The organism is Peribacillus suis, assembly GCF_059384845.1.
This window is the reverse complement of the sequence record NZ_CM182019.1, coordinates 1,108,818-1,130,875: the sequence shown is the minus strand read 5'-3', so window position 1 is coordinate 1,130,875 and position 22,058 is coordinate 1,108,818. Positions and strand designations below refer to the sequence as shown.

At 41.0% G+C, this 22,058-nt stretch carries 27 protein-coding genes and 1 tRNA gene; 11 read left to right on the top strand and 17 right to left on the bottom strand.

Going from position 1 to position 22,058, the window contains the following annotated elements:
* Positions 1–144: 144 nt before the first annotated feature.
* Both murB and AC503W_RS05610 read right to left on the bottom strand, forming a co-directional pair.
* A complete protein-coding gene (gene murB / locus AC503W_RS05615) occupies positions 145–1,053 on the bottom strand; it encodes a UDP-N-acetylmuramate dehydrogenase (protein ID WP_427688501.1) in 909 nt (302 codons plus the stop codon).
* A 381-nt stretch (positions 1,054–1,434) separates the two neighbouring features.
* Positions 1,435–1,506, bottom strand: a tRNA-Val gene (locus tag AC503W_RS05610).
* 215 nt (positions 1,507–1,721) lie between these two features.
* Between AC503W_RS05610 and AC503W_RS05605 the strand changes: the two genes are divergently transcribed.
* Positions 1,722–1,943 carry a hypothetical protein gene (locus tag AC503W_RS05605; protein ID WP_402867826.1) on the top strand — a complete coding sequence of 74 codons (222 nt, stop codon included), beginning with the start codon at positions 1,722–1,724 and terminating at the stop codon, positions 1,941–1,943.
* Between the two features lie 40 nt (positions 1,944–1,983).
* Here the strand turns inward: AC503W_RS05605 and AC503W_RS05600 are convergent, their stop codons facing one another.
* The gene (locus tag AC503W_RS05600) at positions 1,984–2,541 is read right to left on the bottom strand and encodes a phosphatidylglycerophosphatase A family protein (protein ID WP_427688503.1); all 558 of its coding nucleotides are present in this window, start codon (positions 2,539–2,541) and stop codon (positions 1,984–1,986) included.
* 176 nt (positions 2,542–2,717) lie between these two features.
* On the opposite strand from AC503W_RS05600, the gene AC503W_RS05595 reads away from it, so the two are divergent.
* From AC503W_RS05595 to AC503W_RS05575, 5 genes are all read left to right on the top strand, one after another.
* A complete protein-coding gene (locus AC503W_RS05595) occupies positions 2,718–3,440 on the top strand; it encodes an alpha/beta hydrolase (protein ID WP_427688505.1) in 723 nt (240 codons plus the stop codon).
* A gap of 79 nt (positions 3,441–3,519) precedes the next feature.
* The gene (locus AC503W_RS05590; RefSeq protein WP_427688507.1) at positions 3,520–4,035 is read left to right on the top strand and encodes a YjcG family protein; all 516 of its coding nucleotides are present in this window, start codon (positions 3,520–3,522) and stop codon (positions 4,033–4,035) included.
* 4 nt (positions 4,036–4,039) lie between these two features.
* On the top strand, positions 4,040–4,468 hold the full coding sequence (locus AC503W_RS05585; protein WP_427688508.1) for a GNAT family N-acetyltransferase: 429 nt from the start codon (positions 4,040–4,042) through the stop codon (positions 4,466–4,468).
* Between the two features lie 143 nt (positions 4,469–4,611).
* Positions 4,612–4,875 carry a hypothetical protein gene (locus AC503W_RS05580; protein WP_427688510.1) on the top strand — a complete coding sequence of 88 codons (264 nt, stop codon included), beginning with the start codon at positions 4,612–4,614 and terminating at the stop codon, positions 4,873–4,875.
* A gap of 210 nt (positions 4,876–5,085) precedes the next feature.
* Positions 5,086–5,577, top strand: a complete 492-nt coding sequence (locus AC503W_RS05575; RefSeq protein ID WP_427688512.1) for a spore coat protein — start codon at positions 5,086–5,088, stop codon at positions 5,575–5,577.
* Between the two features lie 54 nt (positions 5,578–5,631).
* Here AC503W_RS05575 and AC503W_RS05570 read toward each other — a convergent pair whose 3' ends face one another.
* The gene (locus AC503W_RS05570; protein WP_494916368.1) at positions 5,632–5,931 is read right to left on the bottom strand and encodes a hypothetical protein; all 300 of its coding nucleotides are present in this window, start codon (positions 5,929–5,931) and stop codon (positions 5,632–5,634) included.
* A gap of 147 nt (positions 5,932–6,078) precedes the next feature.
* Between AC503W_RS05570 and AC503W_RS05565 the strand changes: the two genes are divergently transcribed.
* Positions 6,079–8,352: an ATP-dependent helicase gene (locus tag AC503W_RS05565; RefSeq protein ID WP_427688516.1), complete on the top strand. Its 2,274-nt coding sequence runs from the start codon at positions 6,079–6,081 to the stop codon at positions 8,350–8,352.
* Between the two features lie 52 nt (positions 8,353–8,404).
* Here the strand turns inward: AC503W_RS05565 and spoVIF are convergent, their stop codons facing one another.
* The 9 genes from spoVIF to AC503W_RS05520 all read right to left on the bottom strand — a co-directional run bounded on the left by spoVIF (position 8,405) and on the right by AC503W_RS05520 (position 13,003).
* Positions 8,405–8,659 (bottom strand): sporulation-specific transcription regulator SpoVIF, encoded by a 255-nt coding sequence (gene spoVIF, locus AC503W_RS05560; RefSeq protein ID WP_402867817.1) that lies wholly within the window; start codon positions 8,657–8,659, stop codon positions 8,405–8,407.
* A gap of 112 nt (positions 8,660–8,771) precedes the next feature.
* The gene (locus AC503W_RS05555; protein WP_427688517.1) at positions 8,772–8,930 is read right to left on the bottom strand and encodes a YjcZ family sporulation protein; all 159 of its coding nucleotides are present in this window, start codon (positions 8,928–8,930) and stop codon (positions 8,772–8,774) included.
* A gap of 108 nt (positions 8,931–9,038) precedes the next feature.
* Entirely contained in the window at positions 9,039–9,395 is a 357-nt protein-coding gene (gene spoVAE / locus AC503W_RS05550) for a stage V sporulation protein AE (protein WP_402987473.1), read from the bottom strand.
* A gap of 16 nt (positions 9,396–9,411) precedes the next feature.
* Positions 9,412–10,437 (bottom strand): stage V sporulation protein AD, encoded by a 1,026-nt coding sequence (gene spoVAD / locus AC503W_RS05545; RefSeq protein WP_402867814.1) that lies wholly within the window; start codon positions 10,435–10,437, stop codon positions 9,412–9,414.
* Positions 10,438–10,440: 3 nt separating this feature from the next.
* Positions 10,441–10,911 carry a stage V sporulation protein AC gene (spoVAC, locus tag AC503W_RS05540; protein ID WP_402867813.1) on the bottom strand — a complete coding sequence of 157 codons (471 nt, stop codon included), beginning with the start codon at positions 10,909–10,911 and terminating at the stop codon, positions 10,441–10,443.
* A gap of 19 nt (positions 10,912–10,930) precedes the next feature.
* Positions 10,931–11,428, bottom strand: a complete 498-nt coding sequence (locus AC503W_RS05535; RefSeq protein ID WP_402867812.1) for a YhcN/YlaJ family sporulation lipoprotein — start codon at positions 11,426–11,428, stop codon at positions 10,931–10,933.
* Between the two features lie 293 nt (positions 11,429–11,721).
* Positions 11,722–12,087 carry a DUF1360 domain-containing protein gene (locus AC503W_RS05530; protein ID WP_402987470.1) on the bottom strand — a complete coding sequence of 122 codons (366 nt, stop codon included), beginning with the start codon at positions 12,085–12,087 and terminating at the stop codon, positions 11,722–11,724.
* An 18-nt stretch (positions 12,088–12,105) separates the two neighbouring features.
* Positions 12,106–12,681 (bottom strand): hypothetical protein, encoded by a 576-nt coding sequence (locus AC503W_RS05525; protein WP_427688522.1) that lies wholly within the window; start codon positions 12,679–12,681, stop codon positions 12,106–12,108.
* 10 nt (positions 12,682–12,691) lie between these two features.
* The gene (locus tag AC503W_RS05520) at positions 12,692–13,003 is read right to left on the bottom strand and encodes a hypothetical protein (protein WP_402987464.1); all 312 of its coding nucleotides are present in this window, start codon (positions 13,001–13,003) and stop codon (positions 12,692–12,694) included.
* Positions 13,004–13,228: 225 nt separating this feature from the next.
* On the opposite strand from AC503W_RS05520, the gene AC503W_RS05515 reads away from it, so the two are divergent.
* Genes AC503W_RS05515 through AC503W_RS05505 form a run of 3 tightly spaced genes read left to right on the top strand, consistent with a single transcriptional unit; the run spans position 13,229 to position 17,023 of the window.
* Positions 13,229–14,362 (top strand): GerAB/ArcD/ProY family transporter, encoded by a 1,134-nt coding sequence (locus AC503W_RS05515; protein ID WP_427688524.1) that lies wholly within the window; start codon positions 13,229–13,231, stop codon positions 14,360–14,362.
* A complete protein-coding gene (locus AC503W_RS05510; RefSeq protein ID WP_427688526.1) occupies positions 14,322–15,845 on the top strand; it encodes a spore germination protein in 1,524 nt (507 codons plus the stop codon). Before AC503W_RS05515 ends, AC503W_RS05510 begins: the two co-directional genes overlap by 41 nt.
* Complete coding sequence (locus AC503W_RS05505) at positions 15,842–17,023, top strand: Ger(x)C family spore germination protein (protein ID WP_494916363.1); 1,182 nt, start codon at positions 15,842–15,844, stop codon at positions 17,021–17,023. Before AC503W_RS05510 ends, AC503W_RS05505 begins: the two co-directional genes overlap by 4 nt.
* 117 nt (positions 17,024–17,140) lie before the next feature.
* Here AC503W_RS05505 and fabI read toward each other — a convergent pair whose 3' ends face one another.
* The gene (gene fabI / locus AC503W_RS05500; RefSeq protein ID WP_402867805.1) at positions 17,141–17,914 is read right to left on the bottom strand and encodes an enoyl-ACP reductase FabI; all 774 of its coding nucleotides are present in this window, start codon (positions 17,912–17,914) and stop codon (positions 17,141–17,143) included.
* Positions 17,915–18,046: 132 nt separating this feature from the next.
* Positions 18,047–19,408, bottom strand: a complete 1,362-nt coding sequence (gene mgtE / locus AC503W_RS05495) for a magnesium transporter (protein WP_402868540.1) — start codon at positions 19,406–19,408, stop codon at positions 18,047–18,049.
* A 120-nt stretch (positions 19,409–19,528) separates the two neighbouring features.
* Between mgtE and prpE the strand changes: the two genes are divergently transcribed.
* A complete protein-coding gene (prpE, locus tag AC503W_RS05490; protein WP_427688530.1) occupies positions 19,529–20,272 on the top strand; it encodes a bis(5'-nucleosyl)-tetraphosphatase PrpE in 744 nt (247 codons plus the stop codon).
* 53 nt (positions 20,273–20,325) lie between these two features.
* Here prpE and AC503W_RS05485 read toward each other — a convergent pair whose 3' ends face one another.
* Positions 20,326–21,225 carry an RluA family pseudouridine synthase gene (locus AC503W_RS05485; RefSeq protein WP_427688532.1) on the bottom strand — a complete coding sequence of 300 codons (900 nt, stop codon included), beginning with the start codon at positions 21,223–21,225 and terminating at the stop codon, positions 20,326–20,328.
* Positions 21,226–21,242: 17 nt separating this feature from the next.
* The gene (locus tag AC503W_RS05480; RefSeq protein ID WP_402867802.1) at positions 21,243–22,037 is read right to left on the bottom strand and encodes an NAD kinase; all 795 of its coding nucleotides are present in this window, start codon (positions 22,035–22,037) and stop codon (positions 21,243–21,245) included.
* Positions 22,038–22,058 lie beyond the last annotated feature (21 nt).

The window sequence follows — 22,058 nt, the reverse complement described above, 5'->3', positions numbered from 1 at the left end:
TCACTTGTTCCCCGTAACTTAAAGGTATACTTCCCCGTTTTGGTAACACGTACACTTTTATCTTTACGTGCCATATTCAAATTTCATCCGCAATCTGATAAAAAAAAAGACTTTCTAATGAACGAAAGTCTCTTTTGTAGGATATTAGTCTTCTCCAATTATTTTCACTTCGGTTTCAAGCTCCACGTCAAATTTCCTTTTAACGGTATCTTGAACATATTGAATGAGTTCCAAATAATCGGTGGCCGTCGCGGAATCAACATTTACGATAAATCCGGCATGTTTAGTGGAAACTTGAGCTCCACCGATTTGCTTCCCTTGTAAGCCGCTATCCTGGATTAGTTTACCTGCAAAATGTCCAGGGGGACGTTTGAAGACACTTCCACAAGACGGGAACTCAAGCGGTTGTTTAGATTCCCTCTGGAAAGTAAAATCATCCATCTTACTTTTGATTTCTTCGTATTCTCCCTTTCTTAATAAGAAGGTAGCTTCTAATACCAATAGTTTTTCTTTTGAAAAACGGCTAGAACGATAGCCCAGATCTAATTCATCCTTCTTCAAAGTCTGTAATTCTCCTGAACGGGTGATGACAAGGGCTTCCTGTAGTACATCTGAAACTTCTCCACCATATGCCCCTGCATTCATATATAAAGCCCCTCCAACAGAGCCGGGGATCCCGCAAGCAAACTCTAAGCCAGTCAGACTATTTTGTAACGCGAATCGAGAGGCTTGAATGATAGCGGCACCACTTTGTACGGTGAGCTTGTTACCGTCCAATTCCATGCTTGCTATATCAATAAGGGTCATGACGATACCACGTATGCCCCCATCTTTAATAATCATGTTAGAACCATTCCCCACGATCGTTAAGGGTAAATGATTGTTGAGCGCATAAATATATATCGCTTGGACTTCTTGATAATTTTTAGGCATTACGAAGAAATCTGCCTTGCCGCCTGTTTTCGTAAACGTATATTGGTGTAGCGGTTCATTCATTCTTACATTACTTGGATGTACAATTCCCTGAAGATCTAAAAAAATTTGTTTACTCATTTATACAAACTCCCATTAAATATTTTAGAAAAAGAACAAACATTTCATTTCTTTTTGTACACATTAATCGTTAGATGTTTCATTCTATGCTTGATATAAGTGAAAAACAACGATTTACACTTAATTATGACCTGCCATTTATTCCATTACCCACATTTTCAATATTTAGTGATGCCTACGGTCCGACTCTATAAGGAAGTCTTTTTTGTTCTACGGCAAAAACCATTACCCCAAAAAAGAAAAAAGGGTGGATATCAATGAAAGGGGTTAATGATAAATGATCAAAATGGAGTAATCCTATATGTTTCTTAGGATCAAATCCAGTAAAACCATAATAAAAAACGGCGAAAACATTGATTGTACAATGCTTACGCCGTTGGATGACCTGTGAGGGATTCGAACCCACGACCCCTTCCCTGTCAAGGAAGTGCTCTCCCACTGAGCTAACAAGTCGTATGTAAAAGTTGGCTTGCTCTGTTACTTAAGTACATAATTTATTATAAGTTTTTTTCGACAAAAGTCAACGAATTATTTTAAAAAAAGTTTACTGTTAGCTTTTAAATAAAGGGCATGAACAAATTCAGAACAAATGTTCTTTATTTTCTTGCATAACAAACAAATGTTCGCATATAATATAACCAATAAAGATAGAAACGGAGGCCACCGGAATGAAATATATCATTAGGAAACATATGGATGAAAAGGTTCCTTTAGAAATCATTTACCTATCTGAAAATGGAAAGATTACACAGCGGAGAATTGAAGTTCTTGAAGTATATTCAGGTTACATCCGTGCCTTTTGTTTTCTTCGGCGGACAAAGCGAACGTTCAAAATAGAAAACATCCTCTCGGCCCGCCTTATTAAGTCCAGGTATGATAGGTCAGGATAATGCCGATGAGTGCCTAACGCATCGTTTAAAAGATCCAAACTTATCCGATTATCTCCTCTTCCTCCTGTATATCCTTTTCTTGTTCCGTCAAGGATTCTTCATCATCTCTTAGACGGTGTGCCAATCTTGAGGCAGCGCTTGCTGCAATGCTTGCAACAATATCATCAAGGAAGGTGTGTACGACTCCCTCTTGCTTCTTATCCAATTCGTGAATGACGCCTATTTTATTTTTATCCAAATGCCCAAAGGTTGTCACGGCAATGCTTCCATAACCAAGTACGGCACCAAAGGCAATCGTTTCATCCACTCCAAACAGACCTTCATCCGATTCGACAATGGATTGGAGCGGTTCCGATAGCTTCTTTTGTTCTGCAAGTCGATCAAGTTCAACGCCAACTAAAATGGCATGTTGGATTTCTCTCTTTAAAAGCACCCTTTCAACACTTCTAATGCATTCCTCTACTTTCAAATCAGCTTTATAAGGGAATTGTAATTCAAAGACAATCTCAGCAATATCTTCCACACTTACACCACGATCTAGTAATGCTTGTTTAGCCGCTCTTGTGACTTCCCTACTATGGACGCGTACATCTGCCATTTTATCTGCCTCCCCTTTTATTGATATCTTTCCATTATACCATTAAGTATTCTAAATATTTAGAAAATAATAGAAAAATTACTTTTCTGTATCCTTCAGACAGGAAAAAGAAGGATGGCTATGCTAAAATAACTAAGAACATTATTTTCATTATAAATTCATAGAGGTGCGGGTAAATGAGTTTACGCAAAGGCACGATAAAAGAATATATGTTTAAAAGTGAGGCATTATCTGAGGAATTAGAGCTACTTGTATATTTACCGGCTAATTTTTCACCACTTTATAAATATACGCTTGTCATAGCTCAAGATGGTCGAGATTATTTCCAAATGGGTCGAATAGGCCGTGTGACTGATGAACTTCTGGGAAATGGCGAGATAGAGAATATTATAATCGTCGGCATTCCATATAAAGATCGGTTTGACCGCAGACGGAAATATCATCCTGATGGTGAACAGCACGAAGCCTACATACGATTTCTGGCCCATGAACTCGTTCCATTTTTAGATGAGGAATTCCCGACCTATCAAATGGGACATGGCCGGGCGTTAATGGGGGATTCCCTTGGTGGCACGGTCTCCCTGCTCGCTGCACTTAAATATCCACATACATTCGGTAAATGTATCATGCAATCTCCGCTTGCCAATGAAGAAGTGATGGATGCTGTCCGTAGTTTTGAGAATCCTCATCTCCTCGAACTGTATCATGTGATTGGAACGGAAGAGACCGATGTACCCACTACAGACGGGAACCGGGCAAATTTCATAGAACCCAATCGGGAACTTCATCAATTGTTAACACAAAAAGGATTCCCTTGCTTCTATGAAGAATTTGAAGGGAATCATACATGGAAGTTTTGGCAGGCAGATTTAAAAAGGGCCCTTCTTGAAATGTTTTAATCTCGATTGGAATGGTAGAAATGATGCATTTGGATTAGAGTTTTCGCAAAATTAAATTATAATCTTAGGAGGTAACAATATGAAATATGGTGTTGCAATTTTCCCTTCAAAAAAACTTCAAGATTTAGCTAACTCCTACCGGAAACGGTATGATACAAAGTACGCATTCATTCCACCACATCTTACACTTAAACAACCGTTTGAAGCGACTGAAACGGAAATTTCAGCAGTTGCAGAACGCTTGAAAGACATTGCACGGAAGTTCCAGCCTTTCTCCTTAAATGTGACGAAAGCGAAATCCTTCCAACCCGTCAGCAACACCATTTATTTTAAAGTGGAGCTGTCAAAGGAATTGGAAGACTTACACGAAATGCTTCATGATGAGAACTTCTTCAAAAACGAAACAGAACATGCTTTTGTGCCACATATAACGATTGCACAAGATTTATCTGATAACGAACATTCAGATGTGTTAGGCCAATTAAGCATGCTTGATGTAAGCCACGAAGAAGAAGTCAAAAGAATTCATTTATTGTATCAATTAGAAGATGGAACTTGGACTGTATATGAAACATTTCGTTTAGGAGCTGAATAATTTCGTGTTTGTAAAAATTGTTGAGAACGAGCAAGAACGTGGATATGCCTACACCATAAGAAAAAAAGTGTTTGTAGAGGAACAACATGTCCCACTTGAAGAAGAGATTGACCAATATGAAGAAGATTCCACACACTTTGTCTTATATAACGATGAAGATCAGCCTATTGGCGCGGGGAGATTTCGAATCATTGATGGGATTGGTAAGGTCCAGCGCATCTGTGTACTCTCTGACTCCCGTAAGACTGGGGCTGGGGCCATGATCATGAATGCCATTGAAGAGTTTGCGGTTTCTCATGACGTCACTCAATTGAAGCTTGATGCTCAATTGCACGCCATCCCCTTTTACTCGAAGTTAGGGTATGAAATCATTTCCGAAGAATTTATGGATGCAGGCATTCCCCATAAAACGATGAAAAAAAAGATTTCCTAATAAAAACGCTGTTCCCTTGGGTTTTCCACAGGGGACAGCGTTTTTTTCTATATACCATTCTCATAAAAATCCCTTCCCATTCTATGTCAAATTCTACAAATAAACATAGTCTATATATAGAAAGCAAGAAGGAGGGAAATTTCATGAGTAACAATGAATTTAACATGGATGAATCTCAAAAAAGATTAATGGAACTACTCGTTTCAAGGACCTTGAGAAAGCATGGTGTCAAAAAGGATAAAGTTGATTTGAGTGAGAAAGAAAGAAATCACTTAAAAGAGACCATACAGTTTTTACAGAAACAATCTGAAATGCTTATCAATCAAGAAAAAAGCATTACAGAAAACGATGTGAATCCCGTCACAAATTCTCACCACACTAGTTATTCCGATACAAAAGACAAATAACTAACATTCCTCCTATTCAATTACACTTTTTTCGGTATGAAGCGTAGACCTTGCTTACAAGGCATTCTATGATGCTTCATATCCGTTCGCACAAACTCTCTTCAAAAAAATATTTAAAAATAAACGAATGAATTGATTTATTCGTCCAACCAAATTTACATGCATAGCATATTTTAATAGGGAATTAAACCCTAAGGAGGAAAAAACGACATGAACCAAAATGTATATCATAGCAACAATTGCAATACAACCAAGCATTCTGAAAGATCATGGTCGGCTCTAGACAATAATACCAACCATCCCCTAACATCATTCTGTGAAGAATCTGCAAACGAAATTGAACAAGAAGCTAAACAGGAAAACTCGCAACTCCAACTTTCTGAAGAACTTGTTTACATTAAAGATTCTTGTAATGTAAGAGTAATCTCTACAGATGTTAAAGCGGCCCTTTCTTTACAGACGGCCATCCAAGCAGCCATCGCTGTCATCGTCAGCATTTCCATTGCAGACACTGACCAAGCCGACCGCATAACTCAAGAATTGATCCAATCTTCTAATGTTAAACAAATTACACGTCAAAAAACAATTGTTGAAAATAGCCGTGATATCGAAATTACTACAACCGATGCTCAAATTGCGGTTAACATCCAATTGTTACTTCAATTGCTATTAGCTCTAATTGTAGAATTAGACGTTCTTTAAGAGTGAACACAAAAAGGACACATAAATGTGTCCTTTTGTATTTCTACCGAATGTTCAGACCATTTCGTTTACATATCCGCCTTTCCCTGTCATTTCAGCCGTGATTTCCTCATGAGCCCTCATTAGTAAATGGTTCTTATACGCACCTGCTCTTGGTGATCGGTCTTGATTCATATTCGTGACATGGTCAAATTTTTCCGACCGCTTCGTTTCGTCTTCCAGTACTTGGTCAAAACGAATTGGCTGAATGGGTGTCGTTCCATCAACGATTCTTGGTTTTCTCTCCGCTTCTATTGTCCGGTTTGCGTATTGAATGTATTCGAATTGCGTTACTGGCGCTATGTATCCCATCATTAACCCTCCTCACTATATAGTTTCTCTTGTCATTTACATACCCAAATCAAAATGAAACGAAACATCTTTTCCCGGATTCTTTTTTTCTATTTCTCTGGTAAAATGGAGATTGCCGATATTTTTAATAGATTTGAGGTATCCATTTATATGAATCAAGCCAAATCGGGAAATGAAATCATACATCTACTTACTGTTTCGGCTAGTGAGCTGCAGACACTCTTTGAAAAAGGAAAACGTGATCAGCTCTCTTGTGTCATATGTGATAAGCCAGTGAAATTATTCATTGGCATTCATGAAACACCCTATTTTTATCACAGTGACCCTTCACGACCTGCTTGTGAAATGCCAAATCCTATATCAAAACCAGAAACTAAACCTTTAGAATACATGGAACAAAACGGATTCAGAATTCCTAAATCCCGCACCATTACCGAAACGAAGCCAGTTATCGAACCATTTTTGAAAAGCCGGACCATTACAGGCAATCCTCCCTATTTGGATAAACCATCCGTCCGCACTGAACTTTTGGACCCTTACTTTCAGGAACTATCTGAAAAAGGGATCATGCTTGATGCCGAACAGTTAAAGGCAGTTAAAACGATAGAAGGTCCCGTCCTTGTTTTATCCGGAGCTGGAAGCGGTAAAACGAGAGTATTGACGGTCAGGACTGCCTATATGCTCACTGTAGAAAAAGTAGATCCTAAAAGCATCATGCTTGTAACCTTTACAGCGAAATCCGCTAAGGAGATGCAGCAACGGCTAATCAGCTATCCTTATATGTCCCCTTCCCTCGTCTCTCAAATTGTTAGTGGTACCTTCCACAGCATCTTTTATAAAATCCTGATTTTTCATGAGCCGGAAAAATGGCAACGGGACTTCCTGTTGAAGTGGAATTGGGAAAAAGAAAAAATATTGAAGCAGGCCGGTCGGGAGTTAGAGCTTGATGAAAAGGAATTCGCCTACGATCAGGCACTTCAGCAAATTGGCCTATGGAAAAACTCGTTGATTTTTCCTGACGATGTCAAACCGAATGATGATTGGGAGAAATCCTGTTTATTCTTATATAAAAAGTATGAAGCGTATAAAGAGCAAACAAGTAAATATGATTTCGATGATATGCTGGTAGGTTGTTACGTGTTTTTGAAGAACCATCCTGAATTGTTACTGAAATATCAACGACGGTTCCGCTATTTCTTAGTGGACGAGTTTCAGGATATTAATAAAGTTCAATATGAGTTGATAAAACTCCTTTCAGCGGATACAAAAAATGTTTGTGCTGTTGGTGATGACGATCAAGCCATCTATTCATTCCGAGGGAGTGATCCAAAGTATATCCTGAATTTTAACCGGGATTTCCCTGGTTCCCAAGTCGTGAAGTTGACCGAAAATTACCGCTCCTCCCATGAGATTGTCGCTACGGCAAACAGAATGATAAAACGAAATCAGCATCGGATGGATAAAACGATGCGGGCACAACATGATCAAGGGAATCCGGCTGTATTATTCTATCCGCATGATGAAGAGCTCGAAGCGACGATGATCGTGACCGACATACAAGAGAAGATATCCAAAGGTGCCAATCCTGGTGACTTCGCCATCCTTTACAGGACCCATACGATGTCGCGGGCCATTTTTGAAAGACTGGCATCTTCTAACCTTCCCTTCGTGATCGAAAAGGATGCGGATTCGTTTTATCAACGGCGAGTCATCCATGGCATGCTTGCATTCATGCGCTTGAGCCTGCACCCTCATGATAGCAAAGCAGCTTCCGACGTCCTTTCTTCTTTATTTTTAAAGCAGAGCGTCCTACAAGAGCTAAAGGCCCAGACGATCCTGCAAGATTGTGACTTTATTGATGCATTTGCCTTTGTAAAAACGGGACATGCGTTTCAAGAACGTAAATTAAAAGCAATACCGGGTCAAATCCGTTCTATAAAGACCATGTCCCCGCTCGTGGCTTTAGAAATCATCGAGAAGGATTTGGGTTATCAAGAGTATGTAAAGAAGAGGGGAAATGAGGCCAACCTGGAAAAGGGTTCGGACGATATCCGTGATTTGAAAGTGGCTGCTAACCGGTTTCCTACAGTTGCTTCCTTCCTCGACCATGTCGATCATATGACTGCCATGGTGCAGGAAGTAAAACAGCTGTCCAAGCACTTTAAAGATGCCATACAGCTCACGACGATTCACCGCTCTAAAGGCCTTGAATATCAATCTGTTTATATCCTGGCGGCGGTTGATGGCAGCCTTCCCCATGATTTTGCATTGGATTCGTATCGTAAGGGTGAACTAGGCCCGCTCGAAGAGGAAAGGAGATTGCTTTATGTGGCTGCGACCCGGGCCAAAAAGGATCTTTATATCTCTATCCCGCAAACCAGGCGTGGAAGGACGGCCCATCCATCACGGTTCCTTAATCTTTAAGAATATCCATGGAAACAGGAGCCTGCAATGCTGCAGACTCCTGTTTCGCTTACTATTTTTTATTCATCATATTGGAAATCGTCCCGAAATCCAGTTTATTTCCCTCAGCAACGATAGAATGTACGATTTTGTCTTCCATTTCCTTGTTGACTGGTTTATTGGCTATTTGAGATACCCTTTTGATCACGTTCCTTACAGTCGTTTCATCTTTGAAATTCGCACCCTGAAGTGAATTTGCCAATTCCATCACATCTTTCATATTCACACCCGTTTTTCCTTCTATGTTTTTAAATAAATTGTTATCCATGCCTAAGCCCCTCCTTTTCTGTATCTATCTTATGGAAGGATGTAGGATATGTGCAAGGACCATAAAAATCAATAAAAAAAGGAATAGGCTCATACAGCCTATTCCAATTACACTAACAGAAAGAAGCCCCGACAATCACTAATAGGATAAACAATACTACGATCAAGACGAACGTGGATCCAGCGCCAAATCCGCCGCCACCGTATGCTTCGCCTCCATAGCCATAGCCTTCATTGCAACCGCCACATCCGTAGCCACCATAACCAAACATATTACAATCACCTCGCTCTCAAATTGAGCTCACTGATAATATATGTAGGATGGGACAATATGTATAGGCCATGCCCTAAACATCATGCCCATTTCCGCTATGTATGGATCATCCTTTCGGTCTGAAGACCAAAGCTCCGATAAATCCAAAGATGATAGCTGCAGAGATTCCTGAACTCGTGATTTCAAACATGCCGGTAAGGACGCCGACAATCCCATGCTTTTCTGCTTCTAACATGGCTCCGTTCACCAAGGAATTCCCAAAGGAAACAATGGGAATGGTTGCTCCTGCTCCTGCAAAGTCTATAAGCGGTTCATATAATTCGAAGCCTCCCAGTATGGCTCCTATTACAACGAATAAGCTTAGTGTATGTGCCGGGGTTAGCTTAGCCAAGTCGAATAAAAGCTGGCCGATTACACAAATCAAGCCTCCGATGACAAAGGCCCAAAAAAACATTGCTAACATCCTGATCTCTCCTTTTTCATGTATTTGTCCCATACTCAATGGCCACCGCATGGGCAATACACGGAATCGATTCTTTTTGCTGATACGTTAACGGTGACAATAATGCCCCTGTTGCAATCAATAATATCCGTTTATATTTCCCCTGACTCATTTCATTTAATAAATGACCGTATAACACGGCTGCGGAACAACCGGCACCACTTCCACCAGCTAAAACAGGCTGATCCTTTTTATAAATGATCAATCCACAGTCTTTGAATTTTTCCTGGTTGATCCTACATCCTTTTTCCTTCAAAAGATCCAACGCCGTGGACCTTCCTATCTGCCCTAAATCACCAGTGACAATCAAGTCATAATGGTCAGGGGTAAGACCCGTGTCTCTGAAATGAGCGATAATCGTATCTACGGCAGCGGGTGCCATTGCCCCCCCCATATTGAAAGGATCCTTCAACCCCATGTCAATGACTCTTCCAATGGTAGCGGAAACAACATGAGGGTATGCCTCCTGCCTCGTACCATTTGGAGTCACCAAAGCTACCCCCGCACCGGTTATCGTCCACTGAGCAGTAGGTGGTTTCTGTCCCCCATACTCTGTTGGATAACGGAATTGTTTTTCGACGGCTGCATTATGACTGGACGCCCCTGTCAGCACATAGTTAGCCCCACCGTAATTGGTGATGAAGGCTGCCAGGGCAAGACCTTCCATCGATGTTGAACAAGCACCGAACAAACCGAAGTACGGAATCCCATTGGTTCTAGCTGCCAGACTGGTGGGTGTAATCTGGTTGATTAAATCCCCTGCCAGAAAAAATTGCACTTGTTCCTTTTCAATTCCCCCTTTTTGCAGGGCAATCTCCACTGATTTTTCCATCAAATGACGATGGGCCTTTTCATACGAATCCTGCTCCATCCACAGGTCGCTGTACAGAATGTCAAAGTCACCCGGAATTTCACCATTTGCTTCAAAAGGGCCACCCGTTACACCCGTACTTAAAATGATTGGTTTATTAGCGAACGTCCAAGTTTGTCTCCCCTTTAGCATCGATTAACCCCCTATCATCTGAATAATCGTTTTGATTAAAGCCACGACGAAAGCGGAAAATACACCAAATAGAATGACCGATCCCGCCAATTTAAACATATTGGAACCCACACCAAGGACGAATCCTTCCGTACGATGCTCGATGGCCGCTGAGATGACCGCGTTACCGAAGCCAGTAACAGGTACGGCACTACCAGCTCCAGCAAATTGCCCAATCCGGTCATAAAATCCGAAGCCCGTCATTAAAAGAGCAAGAAATACCATGGTTGCAGTGGTTGGGCTCCCGGCCGTCTGCTCCGTGAAATTAAAGAAGTAAATATAGAAATAAGAAATGGCTTGTCCCACTATGCAGAAAATACCGCCTACCAAAAAAGCCTTTAGACAATTGGTCAAGACAGGCCTTTTAATCTCGTGCTTGCCTTGAAGCTGTTTATATTCATCTTGCTGTGGGGTCGTCTTTTCCTTTCCGCTCATACTTTGAAACCTCGCCTTCTTATATTAATTCCTTATGAAGCTCAACTATTTCTTTGAATTTCTTTTTCGCTTTCTTTTCTGGTACATCTTTTTCCTTAAGCAATTCATCCAACCTTACTGACTCCAAAAAGATTTTATAATCGCTGGAAATGATAAATTTATACTTTGGATACTTGTCTTCCAATTTTTTTGTCACGTTTTTATCGATTTTTTTCATATGAAAACGCTGTAGATGCTTTACTTTATAGGCCACGAGGATTTTCTTACCATTTTTCACAACGATCACATCATAAATTTCGTCTTCATCACTTACCATCTCCTTAACTTTCGTAATGAGTCCTTTTTCATCTTCTTCATCTTCTCCGTGAATGATATCCATCGGTTCCGGATTCGTTCGCTTGATTAAAGCCAATCCTTCTGTTTTCCCATCATCTTTACTGCTGCAGCCAGTTAATAGGAGCATAATGACTGCTAGAGACATCCAGCTAACATATAAAATTCTCCGTTTTCTGAACATAGAATCACATCCTAATTTAACGTTCTATTATTATCTTCTTGTTTATCCCATTTTTTATGAATGGTAGGATTAGGAAATAAAAGAAACCCTTCCAAAGAGGAAGGGTTCCGTTTATTTAATAGGCTTTGTTTTTTTTGCTTTTATTACAGCCACAATCTTTTTTAATTTTGACAGGCTGATCTTTTTTGATTGGTTTCGCAGCATACTGCCAAGGATTCTGTTTATAATTCATTTGTGACCCTCCTTTATCATCTATACCATACTATATGATAAAAAAGACAAGTTGTACTCCATCAAATATCCATAATTTTACTGATAATCACTTCAATTATGGAACCGACTGCAGCAACGGCAAGGACCAAGATCAATACTTGCCCCATGAACACATGCTCAAGATAAAGGATGACCAGAAAGAGGCTGGACCACACACCTACACACCAAAAACAACTAAGCAATTGGCCAATCCAACCTCTCAATCCCTTTTCTTTTGGAACTAGGTAAACTTCAGCCGTCCCATCTTCACCTTTTTCTTCAATTTCTTTAAAGAATGGACGACGCAAAGGTTCGGTTATTTTATCAAAAACGATTAATCGAGTAAGCCTAAATGAAGCCAGACCTAATAGAAGCACGATTGTCAAATCAGACTGCGAGAGAAACATGTATATTTTGCTCCTTCACTAATTGGACTCTTCGATAATAGTAGCATTCATTATATCCGACAATCTGACGAACCGGATATGGTTCCCCCTTTTGATCTTTACCGACTCCCCCCTCATCCCCATGACTTGAAACCTAACCGTTTCACCATGGATAACTGCTTCACAAACTGGTTTTGGGTATCCTTTATGTTGGGAAAGGCGTGTTATGAGGTCAGTTGTCGAAACCTTCTCCACCCTTTTCTTCCTTTTGGTTTTTTTCTTTTCTGGTTCAAGATCTATAGGAATTTCCTCATTAGTTTCTACGGGCGCATGTTCTTGTTCTGGTTCAGGTACGTATTGGTCCGTTATTTTTTTTATTTCACTCAGTTCCGATTCAATTTCCTTCATTGCCTCGTACACACCGAACTCCTGTTTTATCTTTTCTATTTTTTGAGTCTTTCGGTCATCTTCGACTACTTCAGGCTCTGCTGACACTTCTTTCTTTTTTCTTTTTGTCCGGTAATCACTTTGCATGTTCCCTCTTTGGGCCTTCACTTCTACTTGATCGACATATAGTAAAGGTTTTGATTTTTTATCATTTTTATTTTCTGACATGCAAATCCTCCTAATATTTCAAGATAACCACGGATTGAAGCTGCTCTATATGGTATTTGACGACCTTTTTACCAAAATGATGCCTGATAAAAAGACTGGATTCCTGTTTTTGTTCCAACTTTCCGAATAGAGTGCGGCCATTAATGGTGAACTTACAAACAGGTTTAGGTGCAAAAGCAGGCAGTCTCCCCAATAATTCCAGCAATTCCTCCGTATTATAGGAACCATCTAGTCTCTTACTGGTAGGGTTTATCTGTTTGACCGGATGCTCACATACTGTTTGCACCCCATTGGTAAAAGACAGACGCTTTTTCACGTCCATAACTTTCCCTCCTTCACTCATTCAACAATGGATTTCAAAGGGGTTCCCACCGATTTTTCACACTACAGGCTTTTATCTGCTCTATGTATCATCTATATGAAGCACTCCGTTTTTTATGCTCGGTAAGTAACCTTCTTCCAAAAAAGGAGAAACGTCCACTATTGGATATTCCGGAATGAAATGGAGATAACTAAACGAAGAATGATAGTAAAGGAGTAAACAAAGATGAGAAAAAACGGGAAAATTTCAACTGTACAACTATCTTTGATCATAATGACTGCTGTCGGTTTAAAGAATCATGTGACAATCCTCCCTCATTTATTACCGGCTGCAAAACGGGATGGGTGGATCACTGTCCTTATTTCCTTTTTTCTCATTGTGGGTTGGTGTGTGCTTTTGTACTTTATTCACAAAGCCACGGCACATGAAAATGTTTTCAAATGGGTCGAAATGAACATTGGCAAGCTGCCTGGGAAGGTACTAGCGATTTCCCTAAGCATGCTCTTCGTCATATTAGCGGCAGTCTCATTGAAAGAGATGGTGGTATGGACCAAGGTATCCTACTTACCGGTTACCCCTCCCTTCATTGAAATCATACTATTCACGGGATTATGTTTTTTTCTCGCAAATACAAACATACAAACGATCGCCATCGTGAATACCTTCGTATTGACTGCAGTCATTGCATTCGGATTGTTTGTCGCCTTCACCAATATTCAATTCAAGGACTATACACTTTTGAGACCGGTGCTGGAACATGGGTGGAAACCCGTTTTTTCCGGTATCATCTATCCTTTATCCGGATTGATAGAATTGATGGCGCTTCTGTTCATGCAGCAAAAAGTTCATGGACCGTTAAAATATAAGGTGTTTTTCTTCAATGCCTTAATCCTTACTTTACTCATACTGGGACCGCTCATCGGTTCCATTACTGAGTTTGGACCGAAGGAAGCTGCCAGACAAAAGTATCCTGCATTTGAGCAATGGGGGTTGGTCACATTGGGCCGCTTCATCGAGCACCTTGACTTTCTGTCGATTTATCAATGGTTAACCGGTGCTTTTATAAGGGTCTCCTTTTTATTGTTTCTATCCCTTGAAGTCCTTTCCATAAAAAAGAAGCGGAATAAGACGATTCTACTCATCATCTTTTCCCTAGTCTTAATCATTTCTAATTTATATAGAATCAGTGATATCGATTTATATTTCATCATTAAAACATTTATTATGCCTGGAACTTTCTATTACTTCTTAGCGGTATCCATTCTATTGAGCCTTTTCGTTTTTTTCAAAAATCGCCGAAAAAGGAGGACCAAATGCGATGTTCAACAAAAAGGAAAAGCAAGCATCCAAACCGATTAAGCACGACTCGATTTCCAAAGAGCCTCTTCGTACAGATGAAGAATATTTGAAAGAGGTTTTCCGAAATTCTGAGGATGTTTTTTTTCAAAACGCTTTCTATCGTGATGATGCCCCTGTTAAAGTCACATTAATTGGCTGTGAAGGGTTGATCGACAATGAATTATTGAATAATCTTGTGTTCGAGAGGTTAACTCTTTTTTTCCAGAAATATAAAAAAGGAAAGATTACGGTCGAGGACTTAAAATCCTCCCTTCACCTCCCACAGTTAACAGAACTGACAACAACGGAACAACTATTTGCCGAGATATACTCAGGGAAATTGATCATCCATGTATTAGGTACGAATCGATTATTATCTTCCAATATAGCGAACCGTCCACAACGTAGTCCCGAGGAGACATCAGCTGAAGTTACAATTAAAGGACCTCGGGATAATTTCATAGAAGATTTATCAGTCAATGTCGCTTTGATCAGGAAGCGGATGCGCACCAATTCCTTAAGTGTGAAGCATTTTGAAGTAGGCAGACGTACCTTGACCAAAGTAGCTCTTTTATATATGGATGATATTTCAAATCCCGAGATGGTGGATCAACTTTCCAAGAAAATCGAATCACTTGATGTCGACGGAATTTATAGTGGGAATCAATTCATGGAATTAATCGAGGAAAAACCTGCTATCCTTTTTCCGAGGCATCACTACTCAGGAAAGCCTGATTTTGCGGTACAGTGCCTATTAAAGGGGAGGATATTGTTGCTCATCGATGGGATTGCTTATACCATGATCACTCCTATCAACCTTTTTATTATCTTAAAGACCTCAGAAGATAATGAATATACATCAACCTACGCCACCTTTGAAAGAGGACTTCGTATCTTCGGAATCTTTGTTGCTGCGCTTTTACCGGGTTTTTGGGTTGCCTTAACTACGTTTCATCAAGATCAGCTTCCCTTGATCCTTCTTGCCACTGTCGTTGAATCGAGGCGGGGATTACCGCTTCCCACTGCACTCGAAGCCATAACCATGGTCATCGTATTTGAAATCTTCAAGGAAGCCGGCATGCGCCTTCCAAGTTCGATTGGTCCAACATTAAGTGTCCTCGGCGCCTTAATTATCGGAGATGCTGCAATCCGATCTGGATTGACAAGCCCCGCCATGCTGGTCGTGATTGCAGGCTCAGCGGTAGCTACCTTCACGCTCGTTAACCAATCCATCATAGGGGTCATCAGTTTGGTCCGGCTTCTCTCGATTGCTTCTGCGTCCTTTTTAGGTCTGTTCGCTTTTTTCCTTCTTGCTCTATTTTTATGTGCATACGTGAGTAATATCCGAATATTAGGGGTCCCTTACTTGGAAGTGACCGCTAACTTAAGTCCAACCAATATATTTAAAACCCTTTTTAGAGTTCCCCCCACTTTCGATAAAAGAAGGCCTACCGTCATTGCGCCAAAAGACTCCACGAGGAAAGGGGATGATGAAAAAAAATGAAGTACAAGTTCATCCCATTACTGGTGCTTATCATCTTTCTTTCTGGGTGTTGGGATTCGAATGAACCGGAACGGCTTGTATATGCCCATGGGGTTGGAGTCGATTATAAGGACGGCAAGGTCGTCGTTTACCTTCAAATCATCAACTTACAGGGATTGGCTAAAACCGAAGCGGGTGGCGATCCAAGTTCACAAAATGCGAGTGATGTTGGAACTGGAACCGGGGATACACTGGAAGAAGCCATTTTCGATTTATATCATACGTCAGATCGTCGCATTTATTGGGGTCATCTTTCGTTTGTCATTTTTTCTGATGAAGCCCTTAATGCAGGGGGATTCAAAAAGACAGTGGATTTTCTGGACCGCTATCGTGAAACGCGTTACCGCATTTTCTTTTATATGACCAAGGAATCAGTTAAAGAAGCAATGCTGGTTGGTCCTATCGAAAATATTTCCCTGGCTTTTTCTAAATTAAGCGATCCCGAGGGGAACTATAAGCAAAGCTCATTTATACCACCCATAAACTTGAGGGAACTTATCATTGAAATGGACGAACCAGCTTATTTTGTTTCCATTCCCCGAATGAAAGTGACAAAACAATGGAGCGGCCAGAAAGAAAAAAAGAAAGACTTGCTGTTGGATAGCATTGCAGTCATTTCAGAAAATAAGATTAAAACCATTTTTCCTACTCGTGCAATGAAAGGGGCAAGACTGGTAAATAAGAACTTTGTTCGCGATAGTGTTACACTTTTCCCGGGGACCAGGCAGGACACTTCTGTCATTGTTTACGAAAAAAAGGTTAAAATGAAACCGGTTATAGAGAAGGATGGAAAGGTACGGTTTCACATCAAGATGAAACTGAAATCGAGCATCGAGACGATGAAGGTGGATTCATCACCTAAGGAATATGAAAGAGAATTAAAGCGTATTCTCAAAAAGGAAATCAAATACACCTATAAATATGCAAAAGAAAAGAAAGTCGATCTATTCAGACTTTCTGAAACCCTTTATCGAAAAGACATTAAAAAGTGGAAGGAAATTCAAAAAGACGGAGAAATTCCATTAGAAGATGACACGATTAAATCGATAAAGATCGAAGTGAACCTACAAAATACCGGGAAGGATAAATTGACTCCAATTTTTGAAGACCAAAAGGATAAGGGGCATATGGACCGATAAAAGGTTATCGTTGTCGAAAACATAAGAAAATAAAAAGCCAGAATGCTTATACATGAAAGCATCCTGGCAATATGGGGGGCATCAATGACGAGATTGTCTATTGAAGCCCCCTATTCCTCATCCAATAATATGGTAACCTGAATCCACATGGATATTTTCCCCTGTGATTCCGCGTGACATGTCACTGAAAAGGAAAACGGCAGTATCCCCGACTTCCTCCGGAGTAGTTGTACGACGGAGCGGTGCTTCTTCTTCGATTTTCTTCAAGATGGTGTTGAAGTCACGAACGCCTTTGGCGGAAAGGGTGCGAATTGGCCCTGCAGATATGGCATTGACACGAATATTATCCTTACCAAGATCACTTGATAAATACCGTACGTTGGCTTCAAGTGACGCCTTAGCCACACCCATCACATTATAATTCGGCATGACTCTTTCGCCACCAAGATAGGTCATGGTGACAATGCTTCCACCTTCTGGCATGATTTCTTTCGCCGCCTTAGCCACAGCCGTTAATGAGAAGGAACTAATGTTGTGTGCAAGCAAGAATCCTTCACGGCTAGTGTTGACAAAATCACCATCTAGCTCTTCTTTATTAGCAAATGCCACACAATGAGCGACACCATGAATGACTCCCACCTTCTCCTTAATGGAAGCAAAGCACTTCTCGATATCTTCATCCTTTGTTACATCGCATTGCAGGATGATTGAAGGTTCGCCCTCCAAAGTGGAAGACAACTCCTTGACACTTTTTTCTGTACGTTCTTTTCCATATGTAAAAATCAGCTTGGCACCCGCTTTATGTAAGGAACGGGCCACTCCCCAAGCGATGCTTCTTTTGTTGGCGACACCCATGATGACGAACGTTTTTCCTTCTAATGAAAAAGTCATGTGTATATGATCCTCCTAAAATTAATACAAGTTATTAGTACCTGATACTAATTTCCATTATAACAAATAATAAGAAAGAAAAATACCGTTTTCTAACCTACTGAAAATGTAAGCGAAAGTCGAATCCTTCGCTTACAATAAATACCCCATCAATAAAGTGGCCAATCCGAAATAGATGAGAATACTGATGATATCATTAATGGTTGTAATGAAAGGACCAGATGCAACGGCAGGGTCAATTTTCATTTTATGCATGAGCAACGGGACCAACGATCCGGCTAGCGTCGCCACAATCAAGGTAATGAAGATCGAAATGCCGACCAATAACCCTAACATGAAATCGTGTTTCCAAAAGTAGACAATACCCGTTATAACGATTCCACAAGTCAAACCGGTAATAAACCCCGTCCCAGCCTCTCGGATGATCAGTTTCCATTTACTTTCCTCTTCCAAATCACCTGTCGCAATTCCTCGAATCGCGACAGCAAGAGCCTGTGTCCCCGTATTTCCGGCCATCCCGCCAATCAAGGGGATGAAAACGGCAAGGATGGCTTTTTGGCTAAGCGTCTCTTCAAACCTCCCGATCAGACTCGCAGTCAATAAACCTAGAAATAAAAGGATGACCAACCACGGCAATCGCTTTTTCGCAGCTGAAAAAGCACTTTTATCTACATGGTCAAGGTCGGATACACCTGCTAATTTGGAGTAATCATCCGATGCTTCTTCGTCCATGACATCAATGATATCATCGACGGTTATGATCCCTAATAGATGGTTCTGAAAATCCACAACCGGCACGGCTAGAAAATTATAATCCCTAATTTTACGCGCCACTTCTTCCTGGTCCTCTGAGACAGGGACGGAAACGACCCGTTCATCCATCAAATCACCAATCAAAGCATCTTCATCCGCAATGATTAATGTCCGCAGTGATAACACGCCAAGTAACTTTTTATCTTGGTCCGTAACAAACACATAATAAATCGTCTCTGCTTGCGGGGCTTCCCGTTTTAAAATCTGCATGGCCGAACGCGCCGTTTCGTTTGCTTCAATTGCAATGAACTCGGTGGTCATTATACTTCCGGCAGTCGACTCTTCATAATGCAGCAGTTCTTGAATCTCACTGGCCGCTTCATCATCCATGATCGTCAAATAGCTAACGGCTTGCTCATCGTTGATTTCGTTCAGGACATCGGCCGCATCATCTGCGTACATATGGGAAAGCATATCGGCTGCATACGAAGGATCCATTTCAGCTAGAAGGTTTTCGTATTCTTCTTCATCTATTTCTATATTTTCAAAAAGGTCCGCCATTTCTTCCGGTGATAAGTAGCGATACAATACTGGCCGGTACTCTTCCTTTAAACTCGTATAAAATTGGGCCTGATCATAAGGATGCATATCAAGGAACTCTATACGGAACTGATCCAGATTTTCATGTTTAAGTGCATTAACCAAAAGGTCTCTATTCTGTTTATTGATTTCTCTTTCCATCTTCTCTTCCAAGGTTACACCTCCCAAACATTTTTTTATTTTGTACTTAATATATTATTTTTTGAAATAATACTATACTAATACCATAAATATAAATAAAACAAACAAAGGACGTGTAGTATGAAGATTGATATCATCGGAGACATACACGGTTGCTTCACTGAATTTAAGGAATTGACGTTGAATATGGGCTATGGCTGGGAAAGCGGAATTCCAGTCCATCCCCACGGGAGAATCTTAGGCTTTGTGGGTGATTTGACTGACCGTGGTCCAGAATCACTCCGTGTTATTGAAGTCGTTTACGAATTGGTCATCAACAAAAAAATTGCGCTTTATGCACCAGGAAATCACTGCAATAAACTGTATCGGTATTTTTCAGGAAATAAGGTACAGGTATCTCACGGACTGGAGACAACTCTAGCGGAGTACCAGGCATTGAATAACCGTGAACAGAAGAAAATCCGTAAACAGTTCATGGATTTATATGAACAATCTCCCCTATATCAATTAATCAATGAAGGCCGTTTAATTATAGCTCATGCAGGCATCCGTCACGATTTAATCGGTCAATATGGCAGCAAGGCAAAAACCTTTGTCCTTTATGGCGATATCAATGGGGCCAAGCATCCAGACGGTTCCCCTGTCAGAAGGGACTGGGCCCAATCCTATAAAGGGAAAGCGTGGATTGTGTATGGCCATACTCCCGTTCCTGAAGCCATCTGTGTCAATCGCACCTACAACATTGATACCGGGTGCGTTTTCGGTGGGAAGCTCACTGCCCTTCGCTACCCGGAAATGGAATTGCAGAGCGTTCCCTCTTCTTTACCCTATGTAGCAGATAAATTCAGGTCCTCTTCTAAATAACCAAAAAAACTCGCCGGTTTTGGTGAGTTTTTTTGGGTTTGAGTTTTTTCATACTAATTCTTTTCTAAAAGAACCAACATATCCAGGGGTAGGTTTTCCTGGAACTTCAACGCCTTTTTTGTAAAGGGATGCAGGAACTTCAATTCATAGCAATGGAGAGCCTGACGGTCAATCCTATCCCTGTGGCCGCCATATAGATCATCTCCTGCAAGCGGGTGTCCAATATGGGCCATGTGCACCCTTATTTGATGTGTCCTGCCTGTCAGAAGTTCCAGCTTAAGGAACGTATGATCTTCAGTGTGGGCTTGTACTTCAAAGAGTGTACAAGCATAACGGCCGTCTTCCCGTACTTCACGTTCAATAATACTTGTCGATTTCCGACCGATGGGTACCTCTACTTTTCCAACGGGGCCCTCGATTTGACCCTCAGCTACCGCTTGATAGCGCCGTTTAACTTGCCCCAACTTTTGCTGTTCACTTAAAAGATGGTGGATATGCCTATGCTTCGCAATCAAGACCAATCCCGAGGTATCGCGGTCAAGTCTAGTAACGATATGGATCGTTGCCTGTATATCCCTCTTTTTATAGTAACCAGCTAATCCATTTGCAAGGCTCCCATTCGGATGTTCACGGGAAGGGATGGTGTTCATGGATTGAGGCTTGACTACGACTAATACATAATCGTCTTCATAACGGATTTGAAGGGGAATATCTTCAGGTAATAGCCCCTCGCTTCCCTCTTCCGGTGGAAAAATGACGGTGATGCCATCACCAGTTTTTATGCGCTCCCTCACTGTCACCTCAAGACCATTGACCATGATGGAACCGCCTTTAAATTTAATATCCGTTAACGCCCGTTTTGAGATATCGCATTTGCCGAGAAAATCTCTCAATAAAGAGCCAGAATCCTCTTCAGAAACCGCCCAACTTAAAGAAAATTTTTGATTAGACATGAGGTAATATAATCTCCTTAATTGGCAATGAATGAATCATGGACCCTTTTCCAGAAAGGAAACGGCCGGAATCTTGCAAAACGAATCTTTTCATCCGCCACCCGACATTGAATGGATTTCACATCTTCTTGTAGTAGAGTCAGATGATCGATCGTGATTTGAAAATTGACAGCATTGACTGGCCTGAACATGCACGTATGATGCGCAGGCAGTAAAAGTGGAGATCCAACCGTCCTGAACACCCGGTTATTAATCGACGCCAATTCCGTTATTTGAATTGCATCTATCGAAGGGTGGACGATGGCCCCTCCCAGCGCTTTATTATAAGCGGTGCTTCCAGAAGGAGTGGCAATGCATAGTCCATCCCCACGGAATGTTTCGAAGTGCTGACCACGTATCTCTACATCCATGACCAATGTCCCTTCGACGCTTTTGACCGTTGATTCATTTAATGATAAGAATCTTGCTTCCCGTCCACCATGCTGATAGCGCACAATCGTTTCCAACAGAGGATATTCGACGACTTGAAAAGGAGTCTTTGCTAAAGCAATCACTAGTTTCTCTATTTCATCGGGAGTCCAATCCGCATAAAATCCGAGGTGCCCCGTATGCACACCGACAAAGGCCGTCTTATCGAGCCGATTCTTATATCGATGAAAAGCATATAACAGCGTACCGTCACCGCCGACCGAAATGACGATATCCGGCTGATCTTCATCATATTCCAATTGAAAGTCTTGGAGATACGTCCTCATCCTTTGCATTAACGTATTCGATTTTGCATCTCCCTTTGAAGTAATCGCAAATTTCATACAATACCACCTAACTCTGTT